At 37.1% G+C, this 24,418-nt stretch carries 9 protein-coding genes; all 9 read left to right on the top strand.

Annotated features, from left to right (window positions below):
• The first annotated feature begins 299 nt into the window (after window positions 1-299).
• The 9 genes from CWD91_RS18970 to CWD91_RS18930 all read left to right on the top strand — a co-directional run bounded on the left by CWD91_RS18970 (window position 300) and on the right by CWD91_RS18930 (window position 24,298).
• Window positions 300-3,101 carry an NPCBM/NEW2 domain-containing protein gene (locus CWD91_RS18970; protein WP_205164661.1) on the top strand — a complete coding sequence of 934 codons (2,802 nt, stop codon included), beginning with the start codon at window positions 300-302 and terminating at the stop codon, window positions 3,099-3,101.
• 138 nt (window positions 3,102-3,239) lie between these two features.
• Window positions 3,240-6,128, top strand: a complete 2,889-nt coding sequence (locus CWD91_RS18965; protein WP_192877700.1) for a two-component regulator propeller domain-containing protein — start codon at window positions 3,240-3,242, stop codon at window positions 6,126-6,128.
• A 413-nt stretch (window positions 6,129-6,541) separates the two neighbouring features.
• A complete protein-coding gene (locus CWD91_RS18960) occupies window positions 6,542-7,666 on the top strand; it encodes an alpha/beta hydrolase family protein (protein ID WP_192877699.1) in 1,125 nt (374 codons plus the stop codon).
• A 110-nt stretch (window positions 7,667-7,776) separates the two neighbouring features.
• Entirely contained in the window at window positions 7,777-9,054 is a 1,278-nt protein-coding gene (locus CWD91_RS18955; protein WP_103442555.1) for an alpha-L-fucosidase, read from the top strand.
• 507 nt (window positions 9,055-9,561) lie between these two features.
• Entirely contained in the window at window positions 9,562-12,765 is a 3,204-nt protein-coding gene (locus CWD91_RS18950; RefSeq protein WP_103442554.1) for a SusC/RagA family TonB-linked outer membrane protein, read from the top strand.
• Window positions 12,766-12,773: 8 nt separating this feature from the next.
• A complete protein-coding gene (locus CWD91_RS18945) occupies window positions 12,774-14,582 on the top strand; it encodes a RagB/SusD family nutrient uptake outer membrane protein (protein ID WP_103442553.1) in 1,809 nt (602 codons plus the stop codon).
• Between the two features lie 311 nt (window positions 14,583-14,893).
• A complete protein-coding gene (locus tag CWD91_RS18940; RefSeq protein ID WP_103442552.1) occupies window positions 14,894-17,353 on the top strand; it encodes a hypothetical protein in 2,460 nt (819 codons plus the stop codon).
• Between the two features lie 244 nt (window positions 17,354-17,597).
• Window positions 17,598-20,960, top strand: a complete 3,363-nt coding sequence (locus tag CWD91_RS18935; protein ID WP_103442551.1) for a VCBS repeat-containing protein — start codon at window positions 17,598-17,600, stop codon at window positions 20,958-20,960.
• Window positions 20,961-20,962: 2 nt separating this feature from the next.
• On the top strand, window positions 20,963-24,298 hold the full coding sequence (locus CWD91_RS18930; protein WP_103442550.1) for a VCBS repeat-containing protein: 3,336 nt from the start codon (window positions 20,963-20,965) through the stop codon (window positions 24,296-24,298).
• Window positions 24,299-24,418 lie beyond the last annotated feature (120 nt).

The raw sequence follows: 24,418 nt of genomic DNA, 5'->3' as shown, positions 1-24,418 counted from the left end.
TAGAAACAGGAATAATCTTGTCGGTAATTCAGAGTATTCGGATTTTCGGAATATAAAACTTAAACAATTCTTCTCTGATCACGTAAAAGGGTGAAAAACAGTGTCCCAATGATAATTGGGACACTGTTTTACTCAGAAATTGTCCTATGAATTTTTTTAGGTCGATTAATGGTGATTCTTCCCTTATACTTGTTTTTAACTTATCATCTATTAACGTTCAATTCTGGGTTTTTTACAATTGCCAGTGTAGATATCTATGGGTAAGGCGTCAATATTTAGTATAAAATAACCAATTAAGTATGATTCAAGTTATAAGATTTAAGGGGATAATATTATCGTTCATTTTTATTATTCTAACATCGGTTGCAACATCTGCTCAAAATTTTGTTGATGTTGGGGAAATGCAAATTTCTTTAGGGCTTCAAACCTATAGTTCTCCAGTAAAGAATAAAGCTGTAACAGGTGAAATGTTGTCAATAGCAGGTGTAAAGTTTAAGAAAGGAGTAGGAGTTCATTCCCAATCTAGCCTGAAAATTAAAGTTAATGATGGCCATCACTTTACGGCAAAGGTGGGGATAATTGACTCCAAAATAGATTACGGATCGGAGCAAATTACGTCTATTCCATTGACAGATGGAAAACGCATTTATTATGAAATCACCAATACTGAAAAACAATTTGTTGGTGTTGAAAGTCGTAACGGAGGAGTAGATAATGGTAGTGTAGTATTTGTTTTGCTTCACAATGGCAAAGAAGTTTATAACAGTGGAATTATGAGGGCAGGTGATTCCGCGAAGGACGTGGACATTAAATTAAAAGGAGGGATTCTTGAAATGGTAGTTGAGGATGCTGGTGATGGTGTGAGCGGTGACCATGCTGTTTGGGCTGATCCACAAATTAATTTTTTTGAGGTGCCTCCAATCATGGTTGGTTACGATTATCAAGGTGAAAGTTCGGTTCAATCAGAAGAAATAAGTGCAAAACTTAAGGGTTCAATTACTCAACTTCCTGAAATTGAAATGCCTTTACAGCAACCGGATTATGATTGGCTAATCAATAATGATCAGGCCAAAGCCGAAGTCTACAGATCTTCCAATGGGAAAGATATTGTTATATCCAATGGTTTGATAGGTAGGGTTTTTAGATTGTTTCCCAATTTGGCCACCATTGATTATGTAAATCAAATGACAGGGGAGAGTCTTTTAAGAAGTGTTTCCAACGAAGGTGTTTTAGTGATAGATGGCAAAGAGTATACTATAGGAGGGTTGAGCGATCAACCAGAGTACGGCTATACATTAATGGAATGGGTAGATGACCTTTTGGTGGCTCCGAATTCTTTTTTGATCCAAGATTTTGAAGTCAAAGAAATTACGGATCGCTTAGAATGGAAACGTGTTCGTTGGGCATCCAATTCCAATATGCCAAGGGGCAAGGAATTGATTTTTACATTGTCCAAGGATAATATTTTGGTAAAAGTCCACTATGCTTTGTACGATGGTATTCCCACCCTTAGTAAGTGGATAGAGATAATAAATAAAGGCAATATAATGGTTCAATTAAATGAGTTTAAATTGGAGCAATTAGCAATGGTAGAAGGGGAGAATCTTGTAGATGTTCCCAAGTATTTTGATAAGCCAAATATCCACATTGAAACGGATTATGCCTTTGGGGCAATGCAACAAAAAACTTCTGATAAGACTACCTTTTGGGAGACTGACCCCCGCTACACATCACAAACCAATTATGCCATGCAATTACCGGCAATGTTGGAAGTTAAACCGCCGTTAGGGCCAAATACGGCCATTGCTATAGGAGATACCCTTACCACTTTTAGGGTTTGGGAGACCCCATTTGACAGTTATGATAAGGAGCGGAAAGGGTTGTTTATTAGAAAAATGTATAGGACAATCTCACCATGGTCTACTGAGAATCCTATTTTTCTTCATCTTACATCTACAGATCCCGCAAAAATAAAGACCGCTGTTGACCAATGTGCCGAAGTTGGATATGAAATGATAATTTTAAGTTTTGGAAGTGGCTTGGATATGGAAAAAGAATCATCGGAATATTATGCTAAATTCAAGGAATTGGTTGATTATGCAAAATCCAAGGGTATTGAATTGGGCGGCTATTCATTATTATCCAGTAGATGGATAAGTGATGAGGTGGATGTAATAAATCCGGAAACAGGAACCCGTGGGGGAATGATCTTTGGATCTTCACCTTGTTTAAGTTCAGATTGGGGGTATGATTATTTTAGAAAAATTAAAACATTTTTTAATGAAACAGGGATGAGTGTTTTTGAAAATGATGGTTCATATCCTGGAAATGTATGTGCTTCAATGTCTCATGCCCACCATAATGGCTTGGAGGATTCCCAATGGAAACAGTACGCCCAGATTCAGGGTTTGTACAAGTGGATGAGGTCTCAAGGTATTTATATGAATGTCCCCGATTTTTACATCAATTCAGGAACCAACAAAACGGGAATAGGGTATAGGGAAGTTAATTGGTCACTTCCAAGGGCAAGGCAATTGGTATTGGGTAGACAAAATTTATATGACGGACTATGGAAGACAATTCCGAGCATGTCCTGGACTTTTGTTCCACTTACAGAGTATCATGGCGGTGGGGAGGCTGCTACTTTAGAGCCATTAAATGATCACTTGTTAGATTATGAAAACCATATGATGCAAAATTATGGATCAGGAGTGCAGGCATGTTATAGGGGTCCAAGGTTATATGACACACCAAAAACCAAGGCTGTAGTTGCCAAGGTAATTAAATGGTACAAACAATATAGGGATATTTTAAATAGTGATATTATTCATTTAAAAAGACCTTCAGGAAAGGATTGGGATGGATTTATGCATGTTAATCCGAAATTAAAAGAAAAAGGATTGGTAATGGTTTTTAACCCATTGGATAAGGAAATAGTTAGAGAAATAAAACTACCGCTATATTATTCAGGTTTGTCCAAAACGGCTTTGGTTCGTGAAAAGGCCGGCCCTTTGAAAAAATATGGGCTGAACAGGGAATATGAGATAAAAGTGAATGTCAAAATACCTGCCAATTCATATTCGTGGTTGGTCATAGAATGACGACTAATATAGATTTTGCCCAATCATATATAAATTTTTCAAAAAAAATAGTTTTAATAACTAAGGGTTGATTTCGCTGGACTCGTGTATTGAAAATGCAATACAAATTGTATCTTGTTTTCAAAAGTAATTATGAAGATGCAAAAAAAATATGCTGCTCTAATTTTTATTTTTTTGATAGCCTTTTTTGTAGGTTGGTCCCAAGAATATAAATTTCAGCATATAACAACGGTAGATGGGCTTTCCCATAATGAAGTACGAAGGATTGTTAAAGACAGCCATGGATTTTTATGGTTTGGAACTCAGAACGGACTTAATCGATATGATGGATACCGATTCAAAATATTTAAGAATATCCCTGGTGACAGTACCACAATCATTGGTGATAAAATATATTCTTTAACAGCTACTGAAGATAAACTATGGATTGGAACCATAACCGGCTTAAGTGTTCTCAATACCACAACATTAGAGGTAATCCCAACCCTCAATATTCAGAATGCCATAGGGGAAAATAGCGTCCTTCAACTGTTTTGCGATGGATCCAATAAGGTTTGGCTTTCTACGGAGAATGAAAATTTTGTAATCGATTCTGAGTCTCTGGAAATCGTGCCAATTTTAAAGGGTTATAGAATAGCTTCAGTTGCCAAAGGTTTTGACAACTCCTACTGGGTAGGTACGGACAAGGGATTGGTCCGTTTTGATTACGATAGTGCCACAATAATCAAGAATTATGACATAGGTTCATTGGCTGTCTATGGCTTGGATGAAATTTTCACCAATTCTTATGGAGAAGTATGGATTACCCTTGGAGATAAAATCCTAAGATACCAATCGGAAAGGGATAGATTTATTGAAGTTAAAAGATCCAAGTCTTTAAATGCCATATCGGAAAATATTGAAGGGGATATTTTCTTTGGTAGCTATGGAAATGGCCTTTTGAAATATACAAGGGATACCGGAGTATTCGAATCACTATTGGCAAATCCAGAAAACCATTTGTCTATAAGTAGTAATGATGTCTATGATGTTTTTGTAGATAATGAAAATATTATTTGGGTTGGGACCCAAGAAGGGTTGGATTATTATGATTATTCTAGACATAGATTTAATAGTTTGGTTCATTTGCCTGGCAATAAGAATAGTTTGCGGAGTAGTTTTGTACAAACAATGTTTCAGGATAGGGACGGTACGTTTTGGGTCGGGACACGTGAAGGAATAGATTGTGTAGATTTCGAAAATGGATACTCCAATCCTAAGATAACTCATTTGGATATGGGCAGCAAGGGGTTTGAGTCCCTGAACAATGATTATGTTACAAGCATATATAGGGATTCAAAAGATAGGATGTGGATTGCCACCATGAACAATGGATTATATTTGATTGATGAAAAATACAATATTTTTAAGCAATTTCTTCAAAATGATAGCGAAGTAACGAGTATTGCATCTTCTTCAGTTCGAGCAATATTAGAAGACCATTTGGGAAGAATGTGGTTTGGTACTGGAGGCGGACTGTCGTTATTAATAGAACAAAACGAAACTAATTATTCATTTGAAAATTTAGGATATTCCAAGTTGAATACCAATTCTTTGCCTTTGAACGATGTTTATTCCGTGTTCGAAGATAGCAAACATAGAATTTGGATTGGAATGAATAGAGGAGGAGTGAGTTTGTTACAGGAAAAAGGAGGGAGTAAGAATTTTCTTCGGTTTAATCATAATCCTTCAGATCCTAAATCGATTAGTAACGACGAGGTTTTTGTTATTTATGAGGATGTTAAAAAACGTGTTTGGTTTGGCACCTCGGCTGCTGGGTTAAATCTTTTAAAAGAGGACGGCAGATCGGATATTAATGACGGTTACTATTTTCAAAGTTACACTGAAATTGATGGCTTATCCGATAATGAAGTAAATGCTATATTGGAGGACAATGAAGGTGACCTTTGGGTTGCAACAAATACGGGTTTTTCAGAATTCAACGCAAACACAGAAACCTTTACCAATTATTCCACCTATGATGGTGTGCTGAAAGGAAAGTTTAGGAAAAATGCTAGATGGAGCACGAAAGATGGCACTCTTTTTTTTGGAGGGGCCGCTGGTATAAATTATTTTAATCCCAACAATTTTAAATTTAACAAAATTATTCCGGAGCCAGTTTTTTTGGATTTGTTGATTGATGGTAAGGTTATTGAATTTGGGCAATTGCTTGATGATAGCATAATAATAAGTGAACAGCTAAGTTCTGGGTCCTTTGTAAGGTTGCCTGGGAAAGATAATCGATTTCAAATTGAATTTACCTCCTTGTCTTTTGCATCGCCATTCCGCAATAAATATGCCTTTAAATTGGAAGGATTAGATGAGGGTTGGAGATATACAACAGGTAAAGACCCAAGTGCTAGGTATTCTAAATTGAAGGCGGGAAGCTACCGTTTTTATTTAAAGGCTTCAAATAATGATGGTGTTTGGAACGAGAAGCCCATTTACCTTGATATTGTTGTGAGAGCTAATTTTATGGACAAGAATATCGTTAAAATTGGAATCGCTGTTTTGTTTCTTATGTCTCTAATTTTTGGTATGCTGGCCTTTAAAAAACATAAAAGTCGTGTCCAATCAAAAGAAATTAATCCGAAGATCAAAAAATCACATAAGCCTATCGACCCTAATTTGGAAGTAGAAAATTTAGAAAAAATCAAGGAATTAAATCTTTTGATGGATATGGATAAGGTTTATTTGGATTCGGAACTGGGACTTGCCCAATTGGCTGAAAAAATTGAAGTTAGTACTAATCATTTGTCCTTGCTGCTTAATGATTATATTGGCAAGAATTTTTATGATTACATAAATCATTACAGGGTAGAAGAAGTTAAAAAGAGACTTAAAGATCCCAATTATCAAAAGCAAACATTATCCTCTATTGGGGGCGATTGCGGCTTTAACTCCAAATCTGCTTTTAATAGAATTTTTAAAAATTTAACAGGTAAAACACCAAGTGAATATCAAAGCATGCCTACGGCAAGAGATTGATTATTGATGAAGGTGACTCAACTTATTGTGCAATAATTTAAGTTTTTGGGGAAATGTGTTTTGTCTCATAATTATTTTGAATTCAAATTTGTCTCTTTCCTTGCTTTAGGTCGATTGCCAATTAAAATAACCTTAAGTTGTTATATGATATCGTTTAGGAGGGGCTGAACCTACTTATAAAATATAAATCGAATATGGTTAGGTCAAAGATTGAGAAAATGGTTTTTTTTGGGCCTAGTTTAAGGACATAAATCACTAATTGTTGGGAGTATAATATGGATGGAAATCATATTTCGTTTTATTTTTTTAATATTTGTTGCCTTACACTTGTGGCCATAGTGCTTGCTTCATGTAAAAATGAAAAAATATTGCCAATCCCAACTATTGATAAATCTTTGATAAAAGTAAATGATTTGATTTGGGATTTGGACCTTCTTCAGCAGACACCTGAATTTACCTATTTGGATAGTACCTCTAGAGTAAGACAAATTCTTTTCAAGGGACCAGATCATAAGGATAAGAGCACCCAAGTATTTGCCTATTATTCCAATCCGGATATTTTGAAAACCGGTAAAAATCAAGGAAATACATTTCCAGGTGTTGTTCTAATTTCGGGTGGTGATCAAAGTGCTATGAGCGAGTGGGTGGAACGTTGGGCCCATGAAGGGTATGCAGCAATAACCTGTGATTACGGGAATACCAAATTGCAGCTTGGAAGGGGTCCTGTATTGAATACCTTGGAGGAGCGACTTGCCATAATCTATGATTCGATTGCTCAGGGCCCCAAAGTCGTAAGGGGGTATAGAACGGCAGGAATTGCTATATTGGCTCATTCCCTTCTGCTTAGTTTTCCGGAGGTTGAAAATAATAAAACTGCTGTTACGGGTATTAGCTGGGGTGGTTTTCAAACCTGTATTGTATCAGGAATCGATAATCGTTTTAAAGCTGCTGCGCCTGTCTATGGTTGTGCATTTCATGACGAGATAATATTTAAGAAGTATTTCAAGAATTTGACCAAGGAAGAAAAGTCCCTTTGGATGAGTAAAATAGATCCCAAAAATTATTTGCCGTTTTCCCAATGCCCAACCCTTTTTATTAATGGGAACAAAGACGGTTGTTTTGATATTGTTCCATTCGATAAAACCACAAAGCTGATTCCAGAGAAAAACAGGTTCGTTAGGATTACTCCTAACATGGGTCATGACCATCCAGTCGGGTGGAGACCTCGCGAAATAGCGGCCTTCTTTAACTCAATTTTTAAAGGGAGTATTCCCCTGGCTAAAATCACTGGTATAGAAAAATGGGACTCCGTTATAAAATTTGATTACGATAGTAAGGTAACCCTAAAAAATGCAAATTTTTATTATACCAATGACACTCTTAATATAAATGCAAATCGAACCTGGAATTCTATTCCAGCAAAGATTTCAGGGGGTGGGATAGTAAGTCCCATCCCGCAAGAAGGTTATGTTATGGGCTTTCTTTATGTTACAGATGTGATGGATTTAGGAGTATCTAGTGAATTGATAATCAACTAAAATATTACGAGGGTTATCACCTTAAAGAATTACGTCAAATGATGTTCGAATAACGAATTAGATATTAAAATAATTCTACCCATTCATAACCTCATAAATAAACTCAAAACATGAAAAAAAGATATTGGACTCTGGTGATTTTATTAATTATGTTATCCTCATGTAAAAAAACAGAAAAAATCAATATGATATTTTCTGGCGATTTGTTTGCAAAGAATGTTATAAGTCTTCAAGGGGATATCCCAGGGCAAATTGAAAATCCTGAATATTCATGGTACATCTCTTCCTCACAAAACGGTGAATGGAACCAATTGCCAGGGATTTGGACCAATGAAATTATTTTGCTCACCTCCTACGTGGGTAATTTCATCAAATGTGAAATCACCTATAAAGAGCAAAAAAGTGATAAAAAAGTAAGCGTCTCTGTAATATCATCCCAACCAGTAGGATTTAAGTGGAACACCAACACGGACTGGTTTAAGGAGGCCGGTTTTGGTGTAATGGTGCATTATTTAAAAGAGGCTATCATCCCTGTAGGTGGAGCCGATGAATGGAACGAGACAGTAGATAGTTTTAATGTGGATAATTTTGCTAGTCAGGTCAATGAAGCTGGGGCCGGTTTTGTGATGTTTACCTTGGGTCAAAACTCTGGATATTATTGTTCTCCAAATAAAGCATTTGATAAAGCTGTAGGAATGGAGGCCGGTAAATTATGTTCCAAAAGGGATTTGCCTATGGATTTAATAATAGCCTTGAAAAAATATAAAATTCCATTAATTCTGTACTTGCCTAGTAACCCTCCTGTTAACAATAAATATGTTTCCGAGAAATTAAGATATGCTTTCCAAAAGGATTCGGCCACAAGCCAATTTAATCAGCCCATATTGGAAAATATGATAGAGGAATGGAGTTTACGCTATGGTGATGGAGTTAAGGGATGGTGGTTTGATGGGTTGTATTCATGGAACGATATTAGAAGTACCCGTATGGACATGTCCCTTAAACACAATATAAGTACCCATACCTTGGCTGCAAAGGCAGGGAACAAAAATAGTATTGTTACTTATAACAGTGGTTTTGGAAAGATTCATGGCAATACTCCTTATGATGATTATACTTCAGGTGAAAAATCTACCATTGATGAGTATCCTTCAAGTAGATGGGCAGAAGATGGTGTGCAATGGTTCTTATTTACCTATTTAGGTGAAAAATGGGGTGGTCATGGGCAACAGTTTATTACCGATTCTTTGGTGAACAAGGCCGCTACTATTGTTGATAATAATGGTGTATTGTGCCTTGAGGTGGTAACCGATTCCAAGGGAGAGATTCTCCCTGGCCATTTCGAACAGATCAAAGCAGTTAGTGATAAACTGGGACATCTTAGGTAATGCAATTGCCGTAACATTATAACATTTTTTAATTTTCCAAGATCTTTTTAGAATGAGGGCTTACTTTGTAAATTCACATTTCATAAAAACTTCAATAACCCTAGTGCCCTGGGCATAGTCCTTGAATAGAGTCCTGAAGTATAAGAATTCGCGTTTTTTTATCCCATAGAATCAATTTGGTGTGTTTTATCTTGCATAATTGTCTTGCTATAGCAATGGTTTTACCATGTCCTAATGCTCATTAGGACTATTTTTTTCAATATTTCCTTGTCTCAATACTCCCTTTAGGTCGACTAACAGTTAATTATATGTTAACATCGTAGTGGATAATCCAAACGGATATTCGATTCTAACTAATAGTGTTAAAAAACTAACTAATTAAAAAAAGTATGATTTATGGTTTAATTTTTTTTGGATGGATAATAATCCCCAATGACTAACTGGTCAGAGATATTCTGAAATATGAATATTCAATTAAAGGAATAACTAACAAACAAAACCTTAAGAATGAAATTAAAAAACTTAAAAAGGCACAAAAAGATCGGTGCAAGTTGGGTAAAGATATTTCCCCTACTGCTACTTGCATTCACATCAATTTCTATGATGGGCAATCCGCTGACCAATGGGTCACTGGAAATAGTGCAACAAACAATTTCCGGAACTATAACGGATGACACTGGCTCTCCCTTACCTGGAGTAAACGTATTGGTAATAGGTACTTCTAACGGTACCCAATCCGATTTTGATGGGAATTACAGTATTTCGGCTAACCAAGGCGATATACTACGGTTCTCTTATCTGGGACTAAAGAGCATAGACCATGAAGTTGGCAGCGCAACTACCTTAAATGTCACCATGGAAGAAGATATCAATTCTTTAGATGAAGTAGTTGTTGTGGGATATGGCACCACAATCAAGAGGGAGTTGACCAGTTCGGTCGTTACTGTAAGTACTGAGGAATTAAATGAGATTCCGGCAACCTCATTGGGTAACGCCATTGCGGGTAGATTGGCTGGAGTAAATATAGCACAGTCCAATGGTAAGCCGGGAAGTACATCACGAATTATTGTAAGGGGAGCAACATCTGGACAGTTTGCCGGGAGTAATGAACCGCTGTATGTAATAGACAATGTAATTGCGTCCAAGTCAATTTTTGACGCCCTGGATGTTAGTGAAGTAGCGAATGTAACTGTGTTAAAGGATGCGGCTTCCGCTGCGGTTTACGGGGCAAGGGCAGCGAATGGTGTGGTATTGGTAAATACACATTCTGGGAAATCAGGTAAAACAGTTATAAACGTTACATCAACTGTTGGTACAACCGAACCAACAAATGTTCCCCCTATGACAACTGCTTTTCAACAGGCAGGGATTATTGAGGCACAGAGAGATTTTAATGGTGTACCTCAAGATGACCCCAGTAGATTTAGTCAGGCGGAAATGGACTACCTGAGAGCAAACGATTGGGGTTCATTTGCGGAGCAATCGGCTACAGATCCTCTTTTAAATAGAGTGGCAATTACAGCGTCCGGAGGCTCTGAAAAAATCAACTATTTTATGTCAGGGTCCTATGTTAAACAGACAGGGGATTTTAGCAAATTGTCCTATAAAAAGACAAACTTTAGGGCCAAAGTATCAGCAGATATTACAGAGGATTTAAATGTATCCATTAATATGAATACCAATAACGATGTCCGAGATGAATTTTATTGGAGATGGAATGGAAGTGATGAAGATTTTGGGGACTTCTATAGGACCGCGAATAGGACCGGGGCATGGGGCCCAGGGGTTCATAATGGCGAATATGTGGCCAACTTCAATGGTTGGAATCCTGTTCATTTAGCAGATGGAGGTGCTGGAAATAGAGAACGCACTTCCAGAAACATGGGAACTATAATAGATTTAAACTATAAGGTACCATTTTTAGATGGACTCACACTGGGTGCTACCTATAACAAACTTAATATAAGAACCGATGAAACACTTTTAAGAAAAGTGGTGGAAGATGTTACATTTGGAGTAGACCCTAACAATAGATTTTTACTAACGGATGAGGTTCTTGGAGTGCGGGTGCGTAGTGATGATGGGGCTGATTCTGACAGCTTGGAAGAAAGAACGGCAGAGGAAGATTCATATCAGTTTAACGCTCGAATTGGGTACGAAAATACCTTTGGTACCGATCATAATGTAAATGCATTTCTAATTTATGAGGCATGGGAAAGAAATGATAGGAATTTTTGGGCCAGAAGAAGAGGTTTGCAAACCGAATTTGTAACCCAATTATTTGCTACAGACCCTGCCGTTGAAAGTCAATTTGCCAATGGTGGTGGGGCAGAATTCGGTAGAGCTTCCTACATTGGTGGTTTGGGGTATAACTATAAAGAAAAGCTATTTTTAAATTCATCATTTAGATATGATGGGTCTACAAAATTTGCAGAAGACGAACGCTGGGGCTTTTTTCCTTCCGTTTCCTTAGGATGGATCGTTACCGAAGAGGAATTTTTCACTAGTAAAGTAGATTTTATTAATTTCTTTAAAGTGAGGGCTTCATTTGGTACCACTGGAAATGATGATGTTGGTAATTCTAACTTTCCTTACATACAAAGTTATAACGTTGGGGGATTAGGACCCGTTTTTGGAGAAAATGAATCTATATCCAATTCAGCGGTAATCGGTGCACAGCCAGATTTGTTCATTACCTGGGAGAAACAGAGTTCCTTTAACTTAGGGTTGGATTTTCAATTATTGAAGAGCCGATTATCAGCTTCTTTTGATTTCTTCAGTAATAAGAAAACCGACTTGTATGGTAGCAGGCAATTATTTATTCCAAGCTCTTCAGGTTTAACTTTAGGGCCAACTAACTACGGAGGTATAAATATTAAGGGTTTTGAAATGGTTACTTCCTATAAGGATAAGTTCGGGGATGATTTTTATTATGACATTGGCTTTAATTTAGGATATGCCAAGGACGAATACGCAACCTTGGATGAGCCAGAAACACGTAGACCGTATGAATTGTTAAATGGGCATGGTACCAGTAGGTTATTTGGGTACACTTCATTGGGTATCATTCGGGATCAAGCGCAATTGGATGCCTTGATAGCTTCTGGTTATAAAATGAACGGAGCAGATCCTCAAATTGGTGCCTTGTATTATAGGGATTTAAGGGGAAATCCCCAAGTTGACCCAGAAGGGAATACACCCGATGGTGTTATTGATGGCAATGACCGAAGTTATATAGGCTCGGCTTCTAGCCCCCCAATAAATTACGGGATTAGACTTAATCTTAATTATAAACGATTCACTCTGCAAACTTTTGCACAAGGATTTGCAGGACATCAAAGATACCAGCCTGCCAACAATATTTTTCAATTTGGGGATATTGGAAACTCTTCTCATACCCAGTGGTTGGATGCTTGGAGCCCAACTAATGTCAATGGCGCATTGCCAAGGTTTGGGTCACCTTCAGCTGGTGACAATTCAAGCTTTTGGCTACAGGATGCAGATTATTTAAGGTTGAAAAATGTAAATTTAGGTTATGATATTCCTGATAATATAGCCTCAAAAGTTGGGGCAGAACGGATCAATTTATTTGCTAATGGTACAAATTTATTTATGATTTATAGTAAGATCGATCAGTTTGATCCGGAAACAATCGGGAGAGGTATTCCTGTGAATAAAACTTACAGTTTAGGAATCAATGTTACATTTTAAAAAATAGTATGATGAAAGCAAAAAATATAAGTAAAATTTGGATACTGTGTTCGTTACTGTTTTTGCAATGTAGTGAAGACGTATTGGATAAAAAGGATTTAGGTGCAATTAGTTCGGATGTTATTTGGAACGACGAACATCTTGCGGAGGGTTTTTTAAATAACATTTATTTAGGAGCCTTGCCAGGATGGGATGTTAATGCCTCGAGAATGACCGATGATGCCCAAGGCCCGGATGCCCTAATGTATGGAGAAGCTTCACCCAGTTCACAAGGACGTTATTCGGGGAGCTATAGTACTATTAAGGACATTAACCTTTTGTTAAGGGATGTAGGTACTGGAAGTATCAGCATAGAAGATCAAGACCTGATGAAGGCACAGGCCTTGTTTTTTAGGGCATATCTGTATTTTAAATTGGTGTCCACATATGGGGGTGTGCCCTTAGTACTCGAAGTAAAGGACCAAACTGATGTCCCAGCACTTCAAGTGCCTAGAAATAAGACGTCAGAGTGTATGAGTCAAATACTTTTGGATTTGGATGCAGCTATGATCGATTTGCCGGATAGTTATGATTCATCGGATTATGGTAGGATAACCAAGGGAGCAGCTATGGCCTTTAAGGGTAGGGTGTTGTTGCACTATGCTAGTGAGCAATTTGATCCAGCCCAGGATAAAGGGCGTTGGCAAGCCGCTTTCGATGCGAATAATGCTGCTAAAACTTATCTGGAATCTATTGGTAAAGGGTTACATCCAGATTATGCCGGACTGTGGTTTGAAGAAGGGACTAGTAACGTAGAGGCTATTATGGTAAAAAACTATTCTTTGGATAGACCACACAATAGAGAGGCCGGATGTCGTCCTTTTATAGTTGGGACCAATGGGGAGTCTTATGACAAGCCGACTGTGCAATTGGTAGATGCATTTCCTATGAAAGATGGTAAAGCAATTGATGATTTAACATCTGCCTATTCCTATGACCCTACCGCACTTTGGGTAAACCGAGACCCAAGATTTGAAGCTACCATTGCTTGGAACGGATCAATATGGCCATTGAACAACCCAGCACCGAATAGGACAAGTGATTTGGAATGGACTTTTCAAGAAAGTGCTATTGAAGGGCAAGCAAACTCGAGAATCACAGCAACCAGTTTTAATTGTAGGAAAGCAGTGGATGGAACTTTGGAAGGTGGAGCTGCCAGTTTGAGCTCACCTACAGATTGGATCGAAATTCGTTTTGCGGAAGTGCTGTTAAATTTAGCGGAGGCAGCAAATGAGATTTCCAATTCCGGCGTAGCGTATGAGGTTCTGACACAAATTCGTTCTCGAGCAGGTATTGAAGCCGGTGGCGATAACCTGTACGGATTACAAGCTGGAATGAGCCAAGATCAACTACGTGATGCCATTATGCTCGAAAGAAGGTTGGAATTGGTTTTTGAAGGTAAGAGATCAGCAGACTTAAGAAGGCGTAGAATGTATGAAACACTTAATGGCTCGCACAGATTTGGGTATGAAATCCTTAGGACAGCTGCTTTTGATGCCCTTAGCCCAACTGCTGAAATTTTAGATGACAGGAAAGTATTGGAAGCTGGTGTCTTAGATGGTAGTATCAATTTAGATGACCCAGCCGTTTATAATACCTATTTCAGTACAAAGTTAAGAAGTTTGGAACGCTTTGGAAGTGTTGATGCCGATGGTGATCCAATCAATTATTTGGACAATTATTACTTTTATGATATCCCTCAGGATGATTTAAATAAAAACCCAAATCTACAGCAAACTGCAGGTTGGCCTGGAGGGGATTTTGACCCATTGCAATAAGAAATGTAATTTATTGAGTTGATTGTTGAGTTATACTAGTATTGAGTGAGTTGTTTAAAAAAAGGGGCTGTAATTTTACAGCCTCTTTTTACAATACAAGACATTTGTTGCCTGTATGGGAAAAGGTGAAAGCGAGTAGCAAATTTGAAAAATAGTGAGCTAGAAATCAAAGTATAATTCCAAACAGACCGTCTGGAAGGGTTTTGTTTTTCTATCTCAATTAAATGAAAGTCATGGAACTTTGATAACAATATGTGTTATTTATTAAAAAATATAAGCAATTAAGAATCTTATAAGTACAATATAAAATTATGATCAAACTATTTTGGATTTTTTTATCTACAGTATGTATAATTGCCTATGCCAATTCTCAGGACAAGGGATTTCTTGAAAATGAATTTGTCAAATTAACCCTAGATAACCAAGGTAAATTAACGGAATTATTAGAGAAGGAAACAGGTAAAAACCTATTAATTCAAGGTTATAGTAAATCTCTATTAACCGTTCAAAGTAAAAGTGTAAATTATCCTATTACAAGCTGGAAACGTGAAGGAGAGATATTGAAATTAAAATTTAAGGAACTAGGTGCCGAAATCAGTGTAAATATTAATAGTAAAAATAACTATTTAACCTTTGAAATTGTTAAAATTAAAGGAGGGAAATTGATTGATCAAGTTATTTGGGGACCCTATGATGTCTTGCCTTCAGAAAAAATAGGTCAATCCATCGGGATAGCCTATGATGATAATACGGCTATCGGATTTATGGGATTAAATCTTAAAAGTCGTGGTGGATTTGAAATTGCAACGAGAGAAAGATTTGGAAATGCTGCCAAGAAAATTGAAGGAGGTGCAAGCTTAACTGGTTTTGTCCGTGATCGCTCCAGATTCCAAACTGTAGATAATTGGGAGCAAAAGTTAGGACAGGCAGTACCTGTTAAGGATAGCGATGCTGAAATAGTAGGTGCCAAATTTGCTTTCTATTGCGTGCCTTCCAGTAAATTATTGGAAGTTGTGGAGGAAATCGTTTTAAACGAAGACCTACCTTACATTAAAACCAAAAATGTCTGGAATAAAGTTTCGAAATACTCTAGTTCGTCAAAATTCATTATGTCTTACAATGTGAACAACATTGAAGCCTGTATCGATGTTGCGGAAAAAGCGGGTATTTCATCTGTCTATCATGGTGGCATTTTTAAAACATGGGGAACTTTTATATTGGACGATAAAGAATTTCCCAATGGTTATCAATCGGTTAGGGAGTGTTCCGATAAAGCTGAAAAGCATGGTATAAATCTTGGAGTTCATACATTAACAAACTTTATTACGACTAACGATCCATTAGTTACTCCTAAACCTGATCCGGGTCTAGTTTTGGCTGGAATCACAAAATTAGAAAAAAGCATTTCTGTTGCTGATATTGAATTGTTATTGCAAGATGAGCAGGTACGCCCAGCATATTATGAACCAAATATTGATAAAGTTAATCCAAGGTGGCGCGAGCATACGGCGGTTCGAATTGGGGATGAAATTATAGAGTATTCTTTTGCAACTGCCGAAGGAAAATTGGTCTTAAAGGATTGTAAGCGCGGTGCCTTTGGTACTAAAGCGGTTAAACACAAAAAAGGAGAAAAGGTAAGTAGACTAATGTCCCATGGTTACAAAGTATTTTTCCCAGATATAAACTTGCAAGATCAAATGGCGAAAAATCTAGCTAAATTCTTTAATGAAGCTAATCTGATGAGAATTAGTTTTGATGGTATTGAAGGTGGGCTTGCTTCTGGACACGGACGCTATGGAAGTGATCGCTTTGTAAAAGTTTTCTTTGATCATTTAAAGGAACCAAATATTGTAGCGAATTCATCGGATGTTACACATTTTGGTTGGCATTACTTTGCGAATGAAAGTTGGGGCGAACCATGGACATCCGATAATTTTAGGGAAGCACATTTAGACCATAGATTAAGTGTCCAACAAGCCTTAAAAGAAGACTTGTTACCTCGCAAAATGGGACAATTTAGTATCAATGCAAAAACTACAAAAAAGGATATTGAATGGGTAATGGGCTTGTGTGCTGGTTACGATGCGGGCGTGGATTTTTACATTAGCCCTAATATTGAAGAAATTAATAAAGAAGCTAATTCCATTTTAGCAGAAATTAAAAAATGGGAAAATGCAAGAATGGAAGGCCTTTTTACAGAAGCGCAGAAAGAAAAACTTCGTGATCCGTATACTTTTTATGGTTTGGAGCAAAATAAGGGGGGTGTGAGTTTAGTTTTTATTGAATCGTGGGCCCCTGAAGGAGGAAGAACTCAAGGAGAACATGATTTTAATAGTTTGCCATCTTCAATATTAAAAAGCAGTCCAGAAGCTCCTGTATCTTTAGATTATAGGCATACAAATATGACTACGGAACCAGGACAGCCCACGGCTGCTATTTGGAAATATTTTTGTGCAGGACCCAAGCAAAAAATGCAATTCGTAATTCGTCTTCCTAAAGAATCGAATGAAAGTGTAAAAGGTATCTACTTAAAGGTAGGATCAAAAAAAATTGTCTTGCCGTTTACATTGGAACCAGGTGATTTTATTATAAATAAAGGAAACGATACTTATAAACATTTTTCCGAGGACCTTCAAATTACGAATGAGGTTATCATAGACGAGGGATATTTTAAAGTGGCAGAAGGTGAAAACCTTATTGAATTTGATTACCAAGGCAAAGGCAGGAATGCGGGCCCTGAAGTGATTGTAAATTTCTGTACAATAAAATAGTTTTACATTTATATAATATCCTCTTGGTATGCCAAGGAAAATTGGTCCGGGAAAGTGCTAAATATTAAGGCTTGTAGCGTGTTCAGGTTCCAGTATTTATTAAAAGGAGGATGATACACAATCTGTTAACGATGAGGTAATTTGCTGAAAAAATCCAAATTAATGTGAACGGAATTTATGGTTCATTTGGCTGATATCAGGGGGATTAATTCAAAGGCTAGTTAGAAACAATAATAAACATAACATGGGTAGAGGAATTGCCATTATTCAAACGATTTCGATTTTTGTTCTTACTATACATTGTTACGCACAAGATTTGGGAGCAAATAATAGCGGGGATACTGTATTTTCTTTACTAGATCCATCTGTTTCGAATATATACTTCAATAACCAGCTTCACCAAACCAATGAAGACAATATTTTTGTTTACAAGGGTTTTTATAAGGGAGGTGGAGTAGCAATCGGCGATATCAACAATGATGGGCTTTTGGATATATATTTTACAGGGAATCAGGTTGGTGATAAGCTATATCTTAATAAGGGAAATCTAAAATTTGAGGACATTACAGTTGCCGCCGGGATTTTGAATAGAGGGGGTTGGTCTACACATGTTAGTATAGTTGATATCAACAACGATGGCTATAAGGATATTTATGTTTGTAAAAGTCTATATGATGATAAGGAAGATTTACGGGCCAATGAACTTTACATTAATAATGGGGATAATACTTTTACTGAATCTGCAGACAATTACAATTTAAACGACAGGAATAGAACTACAGAAGCTAATTTCTTTGATTTTGACAGAGATGGAGATTTTGATGTTTTCTTGGTGAATCAACCTAAGAACTCTTCGTTTATGGCTCCAGCAAACGATGAAAAAAAAATTGTGCCCACTCAAAATTATAGATTGCTCGAGAATATTGATAATCATTTTTTTGAAACTCCCAACAATGGAGGAGTAAGCAATTTCGGATACGGTTTAAGTTCCAGTGTTGCAGATTTTGATAATGATGGTTGGCAGGACATTTATGTGGCCAATGATTATTTGGGTCCAGATTTCTTTTATATCAACAACCGAAATGGAACTTTTACCAATAAAATTTATGAAAACATTAAGCATACATCTTATTTCAGTATGGGGACAGATGTTGGGGATATTAACAATGATGGTTGGTTCGATTTTGTGGTCCTCGATATGGTGGCTGAAGATAACTACAGACTTAAAAGTAATATGAGTTCCATGAACCCCACCGAGTTTTGGAATAATGTAAGTAGAGGTGGGCATTATCAATATATGTTCAATACACTACAACTGAACAACGGTGTTGATGTACATGGAAATATGCTTTTTAGTGAAATAGCACAAATGGCGGGTATCTCCAGTACGGATTGGAGTTGGTCCCCTTTATTGGCCGATTTTGATAATGATGGTCACTTAGATCTTTTCGTCACCAATGGAATACGACATGAAATTGGTAACACCGATGCTCTTAAGAAATTGGATGAATATGTTGGGGATATCGATACCAATTATAATAAGGAGGGCGACAAAAACTTTGACGTTTGGAAATATGCCAACTTGGAAAAGATGCTATCCTTTTTTCCTTCCGATAAAATTCAGAATTATATGTATTGGAATACCAATGGACTGAAATTCGAAAAAGTATCCGATAAATGGGGGCTGTCCCAAAAAACGTTTTCCACTGGTGCTGCCTATGGGGATTTGGATAATGATGGGGATTTGGATCTAGTCCTAAACAATATTGATGAAGTTGCTTATATATATAAAAACAATATCTCGAAAAATAAGGAGAATAATTATTTAAGGATAAAATTCAAAAAAGGAAAGGTGGATCAAAGCTTTTTTGGAACAAAAGTTTCCTTGTTTCACAAAAAGGGTGTGCAAATCTCACAATTGACCAATGCTCGTGGAATCAACTCCAGTAGTGAGGAAGTACTGCATTTCGGATTAAATCAAATCAATAAAATTGACAGCTTAAGAATAGATTGGTTTAACGGCCAGACTTCAATTTATAAAAACATTAAGGTAAACCGAACTTTGGAGTATGATCTTAATAGCGCTAAAAATAACGGACAATCTAAATACAAATCGGATTTGTTACTATTTGAAGATATTTCTGATACCGCCAAAATAAATTATGTACATAAAGAGAATAAGTTCGACGATTTTGGGCGTGAGGTATTATTGCCCCATCGCATGTCTACCCTAGGCTCTGGAATTGCTGTCGCAGATATTGACGGCAATGGATTGGAGGATTTTTATATAGGTGGTCCAAATGAAGGGTTAGGGAAGCTTTATAAGCAACAACCCACGGGCTCATTTTTAGAAAGTCCCTTGAAACTTATTCCCGACCTAAACAGGGAGGACATGGGGTCCGTTTTTCTTGACGCCGATAATGACGGAGATCAGGACTTATATGTGGTTTCTGGCGGAAATGAATATGAATTGGATTCGGAAAACTATCAGGACAGGTTGTATCTAAACGATGGGAAAGGCAGCTTTCAACTATCTATAGGTACCCTACCCATTATTAATGCTAGTGGGTCTAGGGTCAAGGTGGCGGATTATGACAATGATGGCGATTTAGATCTGTTCGTTGGTGGGAGGCAAGTGCCAGGACATTATCCAGAACCTGCGGATAGTTATTTGTTGAAAAATCAGCTGGTGGAAACTGGGTCATTAGGTTTTGTAAAAACCAATGCAAATGTATTGGATAAGTTGGGTATGGTGACAGATGCTGTTTGGACGGATTTCGACGGGGATGGTGATTTGGATTTGTTGGTTACTGGTATGTGGATGCCCATTACTGTTTTGGAAAATGTTGAAGGGCTATTTAAGAACAGCACTGATAAATTTAATTTACAAAATACCACTGGGTGGTGGTTCAGTATTTCCAAAGGGGATTTGGATGGCGACGGGGATGAGGATTATGTGTTTGGGAATTTGGGATTAAACTACAAATACAAGGCAAAAGCAAATGAACCATTTTCCGTGCACTATGGTGATTTTGACGAAAATGGCAAGAACGACATAGTGTTGAGTTATTATAACTACGGAACACAATATCCGCTCAGAGGAAGGTCTTGTTCCTCCCAGCAAATTCCAGAAATAAAAAAGAAATTTGCAACCTACAATGAATTTGCATCTTCGACCCTTCAGGACGTATATGGAGATTCCAAATTGGATAATGCCCTGCATTATGAAGCCAAGACCTTTGCAAGTGTTAGTATGGAAAATTTAGGGAATGGTGAATTTGAAATTAGGCAATTGCCAGATTTGGCCCAGGTTTCCAATATCAACAGTTCAGTGATTTATGATTTTGACAATGATGGGATAATGGATATTGTTGTCGCTGGGAATTTATATGGATCTGAAATAGAAACAACAAGAAATGATGCGAGTCTGGGCTTATTTCTAAAAGGTAAGGACAAGTTTATTTTTGAGTCAGTACCTATGGGGAAATCTGGACTAAATATTTCTCAAGATGTAAAGGAAATAAAACTCATTGGTTATGGAAACCAAAAGGCCCTAGTAATAGGGGTAAATAATGGTAGTGCAAAATTCATTAAAATAAATAATTAAAAATGGAAAAGGTAAGGGCATTGGGCAATTTACTTTTTATATGTTTTTTCTTTATCTGGCACCTAGGTTCCGGTCAGGGGAAAGACCCCATTTTTAATAAAATTAATCCGGAGCATTCCCAGTTATATTTTGAGAATTCAGTTGAGGAAACCCCGGACTTCAACTACTATATTTTTATGCATATGTATATGGGAGCCGGGGTGGCTACCGGGGATTTTAATAATGATCAATTGCCAGATATCTTTTTTAGTTCCAATAGGGGGTCTAACAAAATGTTTTTAAACAAAGGGGATTTAAAATTTGAAGACATTACTGATAAAGCTCAAATTAAGGGAGAAGGTGGCTTTTACACAGGCATTACTACAGTGGATATAAATAATGATGGCTGGTTGGATATCTATGTTTGTAGGTCCGGACCTGATACTGATGTTTTTCAAAGTAACCTGTTCTTTATTAATAATGGGGATCTAACATTTACAGAATCTTCAATGAAAATGGGTCTGGCAGAAATTAATAGTCATTCTATCCAATCCAATTTTTTTGATTACGACAATGATGGCGATTTAGATGTTTATATTGTAAATACGCCTGTAGAATTTAAATTAGCAAATGAAATATTTGATCTTGAAAAAATAAGAAATAACGGGTCACTAAAAAAATATGGAGGTTCGGACAAGTTGTTTAGGAATAATGGCGATTTGACCTTTACCGATGTATCGAAATCTTCAGGAATATTACCCGATTTATTTTTTGGCCTTACGGCATCCGTGGCAGATTTTAATGATGATGGCTATCAGGATATTTTTGTGGCCAATGATTTTGCCGGCCCGGATTTTCTTTATATGAACAATGGGGACGGGACGTTTGAAGATAAAGCTGGTCAATTTTTTCAGCACACTTCAAATTATAGTATGGGAGCGGATGTGGCCGACATAAATAATGATGGTTTTCAGGATTTATTTGTATTGGATATGTTGCCAGAAGATTATAAGAGGTCCAAGACTTCGATGACCATGATGCCTAGGGACGTCATGTACAATATGGTGCAATCCGGTTATCAATGGCAGTATATGCATAATGTCCTGCAAATTAATAATGGAATTTTTTCAGCCGACAAACCTCATTTTAAAGATTTAAGTTATTTTTCTGGGATTGAGAATACCGATTGGAGTTGGTCCTGCTTACTTGCAGATTTTGACTTGGATGGGTTTAACGATGTTCATGTAACCAATGGTATTCTAAGGGATGTAACCAATGTAGATTCAAGGATTAAGGAAAAGGAATATGTGGCGGAACTAAAGTCGGATCAAAATGCAGTTGTTGGTTTTGATCAATTAAAAAAGGTAAGAGAACTTTACCCTTCCGTGAAGTTGTCAAACTATTTATTTAGGAACAATGGTAATTTCACTTTTGAGGATGTCAGTACAGTGAAAAATGTGGGTTTGCCATCATTTTCCAATGGATCTGCTTATGCCGATTTTGATAATGATGGAGATTTAGATCTAGTTTGCAATAACGTCAACGATAATGCCTTTTTGTTTGAAAATTTATCCTCTAAGAAAGGAGTTCACTATTTGAAAATTAGGCTGGATGGGCAGCCCAATAATCGTTTAGGACTTGGGGCAAAAGTGAAGCTATTCACTGATGATAAAACGTTGCTGAAAGAATTGCATACTACTAGGGGGTATTTTTCAGCTTCTGAGCCTATTATACACTTTGGATTGGGAAAAACAAGAAGAATTGAAAAAATAGAGGTAAAATGGCCCGATGGTAAAATACAAGTTATTCAGGATATAAAGGCGGATCAAGAACTGGTAATCCATTATAAGAACGCTATTATTCCCGATTCAATAAACCATGATCGGAAGACAGTTTTCAAAGAAGAACCCGAACTTTTGGATTCACAATTTATTCATTCAGACATTTCCTATGATGATTTTAAGGATCAATTGTTATTGCCCCATAAATTGTCCAATGAAGGCCCATGCATATCCGTTGGCGATTTAAACAATGATGGTTTGGAGGATTTTTTTGTTGGAGGTGCCGCTTGGTTTTCAGCGACAGTTTATTTTCAGCAAAAATCGGGAAATTTTCTACAGGCAGATCAGCCCGCTTTTGAATTGGACAAAATGAGTGAAGATACCGCATCCCTTATTTTTGATGCTAATGGGGATGGATTCTTGGATTTATATGTGGTAAGTGGTAGTTATGAGATGGATAGTGATAGCGCCGCGTTAATGGACCGATTGTATTTAAATGATGGCCAAGGGCAATTTACAAAGTCTGATCAGCTACCATTTTTGAAAAATTATGGCTCGTGTGCCACGTCAATAGACTTTGACAAGGATGGAGATATGGATGTTTTTGTCGGCGCAAGAACGGCGAAAGGGGAATACCCCTATGCAGCAACTAGTTATCTATTGGTAAATGACAATGGAACTTTTAGAAATCTCAAAGGGGCGGAGGCCATTGAAATAGAAAATCTTGGAATGGTTTCCGATGCGGTAGTTTCGGATTTTGATAATGACGGGGACGACGACTTGATCGTAGTAGGGGAATGGATGCCTATAACATTTTTGGAAAACGACAATGGAGTTTTCCGGGATAGGACAAAGGATTATGGTTTTGACCGCACTTCAGGTTGGTGGAACACTATAAAGCAAGTGGATATTGATTTGGATGGGGATATGGATTTTGTTGCCGGGAACTTAGGATTAAATTATAAGTTTCATGCGAGTAAAGAAAAGCCATTTCATATTTATGGAAGTGATTTTGATAAGACCGGATCTGTGGATATTGTGTTGGCAAAAGATATTGACAACGAATTGTACCCGGTTAGGGGAAAGATGTGTTCAACTGAACAAATGCCATTTATTGGGGATAAATTCCCATCCTTTACTGGTTTTGCCGAGGCCAATATTATAGATATATATGGATCTTCTAATTTAAGTGAAGCACTTCACCTAGAGGTTCAGGAATTCAGATCAGTTATCATTAGAAATAACTCAAAAGGTAAATTCACCTTAGAGCCTTTACCTCTCGAAGCACAATACGCACCTATAAACGGAATTGTTTGTCACGATTTTGATAATGACGGGTATCAGGACTTATTATTGGCTGGAAACAAATTCGAGGTCGAGGTGGAAACCAGCAGAGCCGATGCGGGAACTGGATTGATGTTAAAAGGGAATAAAGATGGGGTGTTTGAAACAGTTACAAGCAGGGAAAGTGGATTTTTTGTTCCAGGCAATATAAAGGCGGTGGAAAAAGTGGTGACAGTTACTGGTGTCGTGGTTTTGGTAGGGGAGAACAACGGACCATTGCTTGTTTTCAAATAATAACTGAATAGGTTTTATTAACTGTTTGACTAATTTATCCAATTGTTTGATGGGAATTGGTTTGTGTAGTTTGAATTATTCTTAAACAGTCTCAATGGTAATTAGGTTTCTTTTATAAGG

Source organism: Arenibacter hampyeongensis (assembly GCF_002909255.1).
GTDB lineage: Bacteria > Bacteroidota > Bacteroidia > Flavobacteriales > Flavobacteriaceae > Arenibacter > Arenibacter hampyeongensis.
This window is presented reverse-complemented; position numbering and strand designations above follow the sequence as displayed.

Excerpts from the sequence above, each read along its gene's own strand:
- CWD91_RS18940 (WP_103442552.1), top strand. The coding sequence starts at position 14,894 with ATGATCAAACTATTTTGGATTTTTTTATCTACAGTATGTATAATTGCC.
- CWD91_RS18935 (WP_103442551.1), top strand. The coding sequence starts at position 17,598 with ATGGGTAGAGGAATTGCCATTATTCAAACGATTTCGATTTTTGTTCTT.
- CWD91_RS18965 (WP_192877700.1), top strand. The coding sequence starts at position 3,240 with ATGCAAAAAAAATATGCTGCTCTAATTTTTATTTTTTTGATAGCCTTT.
- CWD91_RS18970 (WP_205164661.1), top strand. The coding sequence starts at position 300 with ATGATTCAAGTTATAAGATTTAAGGGGATAATATTATCGTTCATTTTT.
- CWD91_RS18945 (WP_103442553.1), top strand. The coding sequence starts at position 12,774 with ATGATGAAAGCAAAAAATATAAGTAAAATTTGGATACTGTGTTCGTTA.
- CWD91_RS18930 (WP_103442550.1), top strand. The coding sequence starts at position 20,963 with ATGGAAAAGGTAAGGGCATTGGGCAATTTACTTTTTATATGTTTTTTC.
- CWD91_RS18955 (WP_103442555.1), top strand. The coding sequence starts at position 7,777 with ATGAAAAAAAGATATTGGACTCTGGTGATTTTATTAATTATGTTATCC.
- CWD91_RS18950 (WP_103442554.1), top strand. The coding sequence starts at position 9,562 with ATGAAATTAAAAAACTTAAAAAGGCACAAAAAGATCGGTGCAAGTTGG.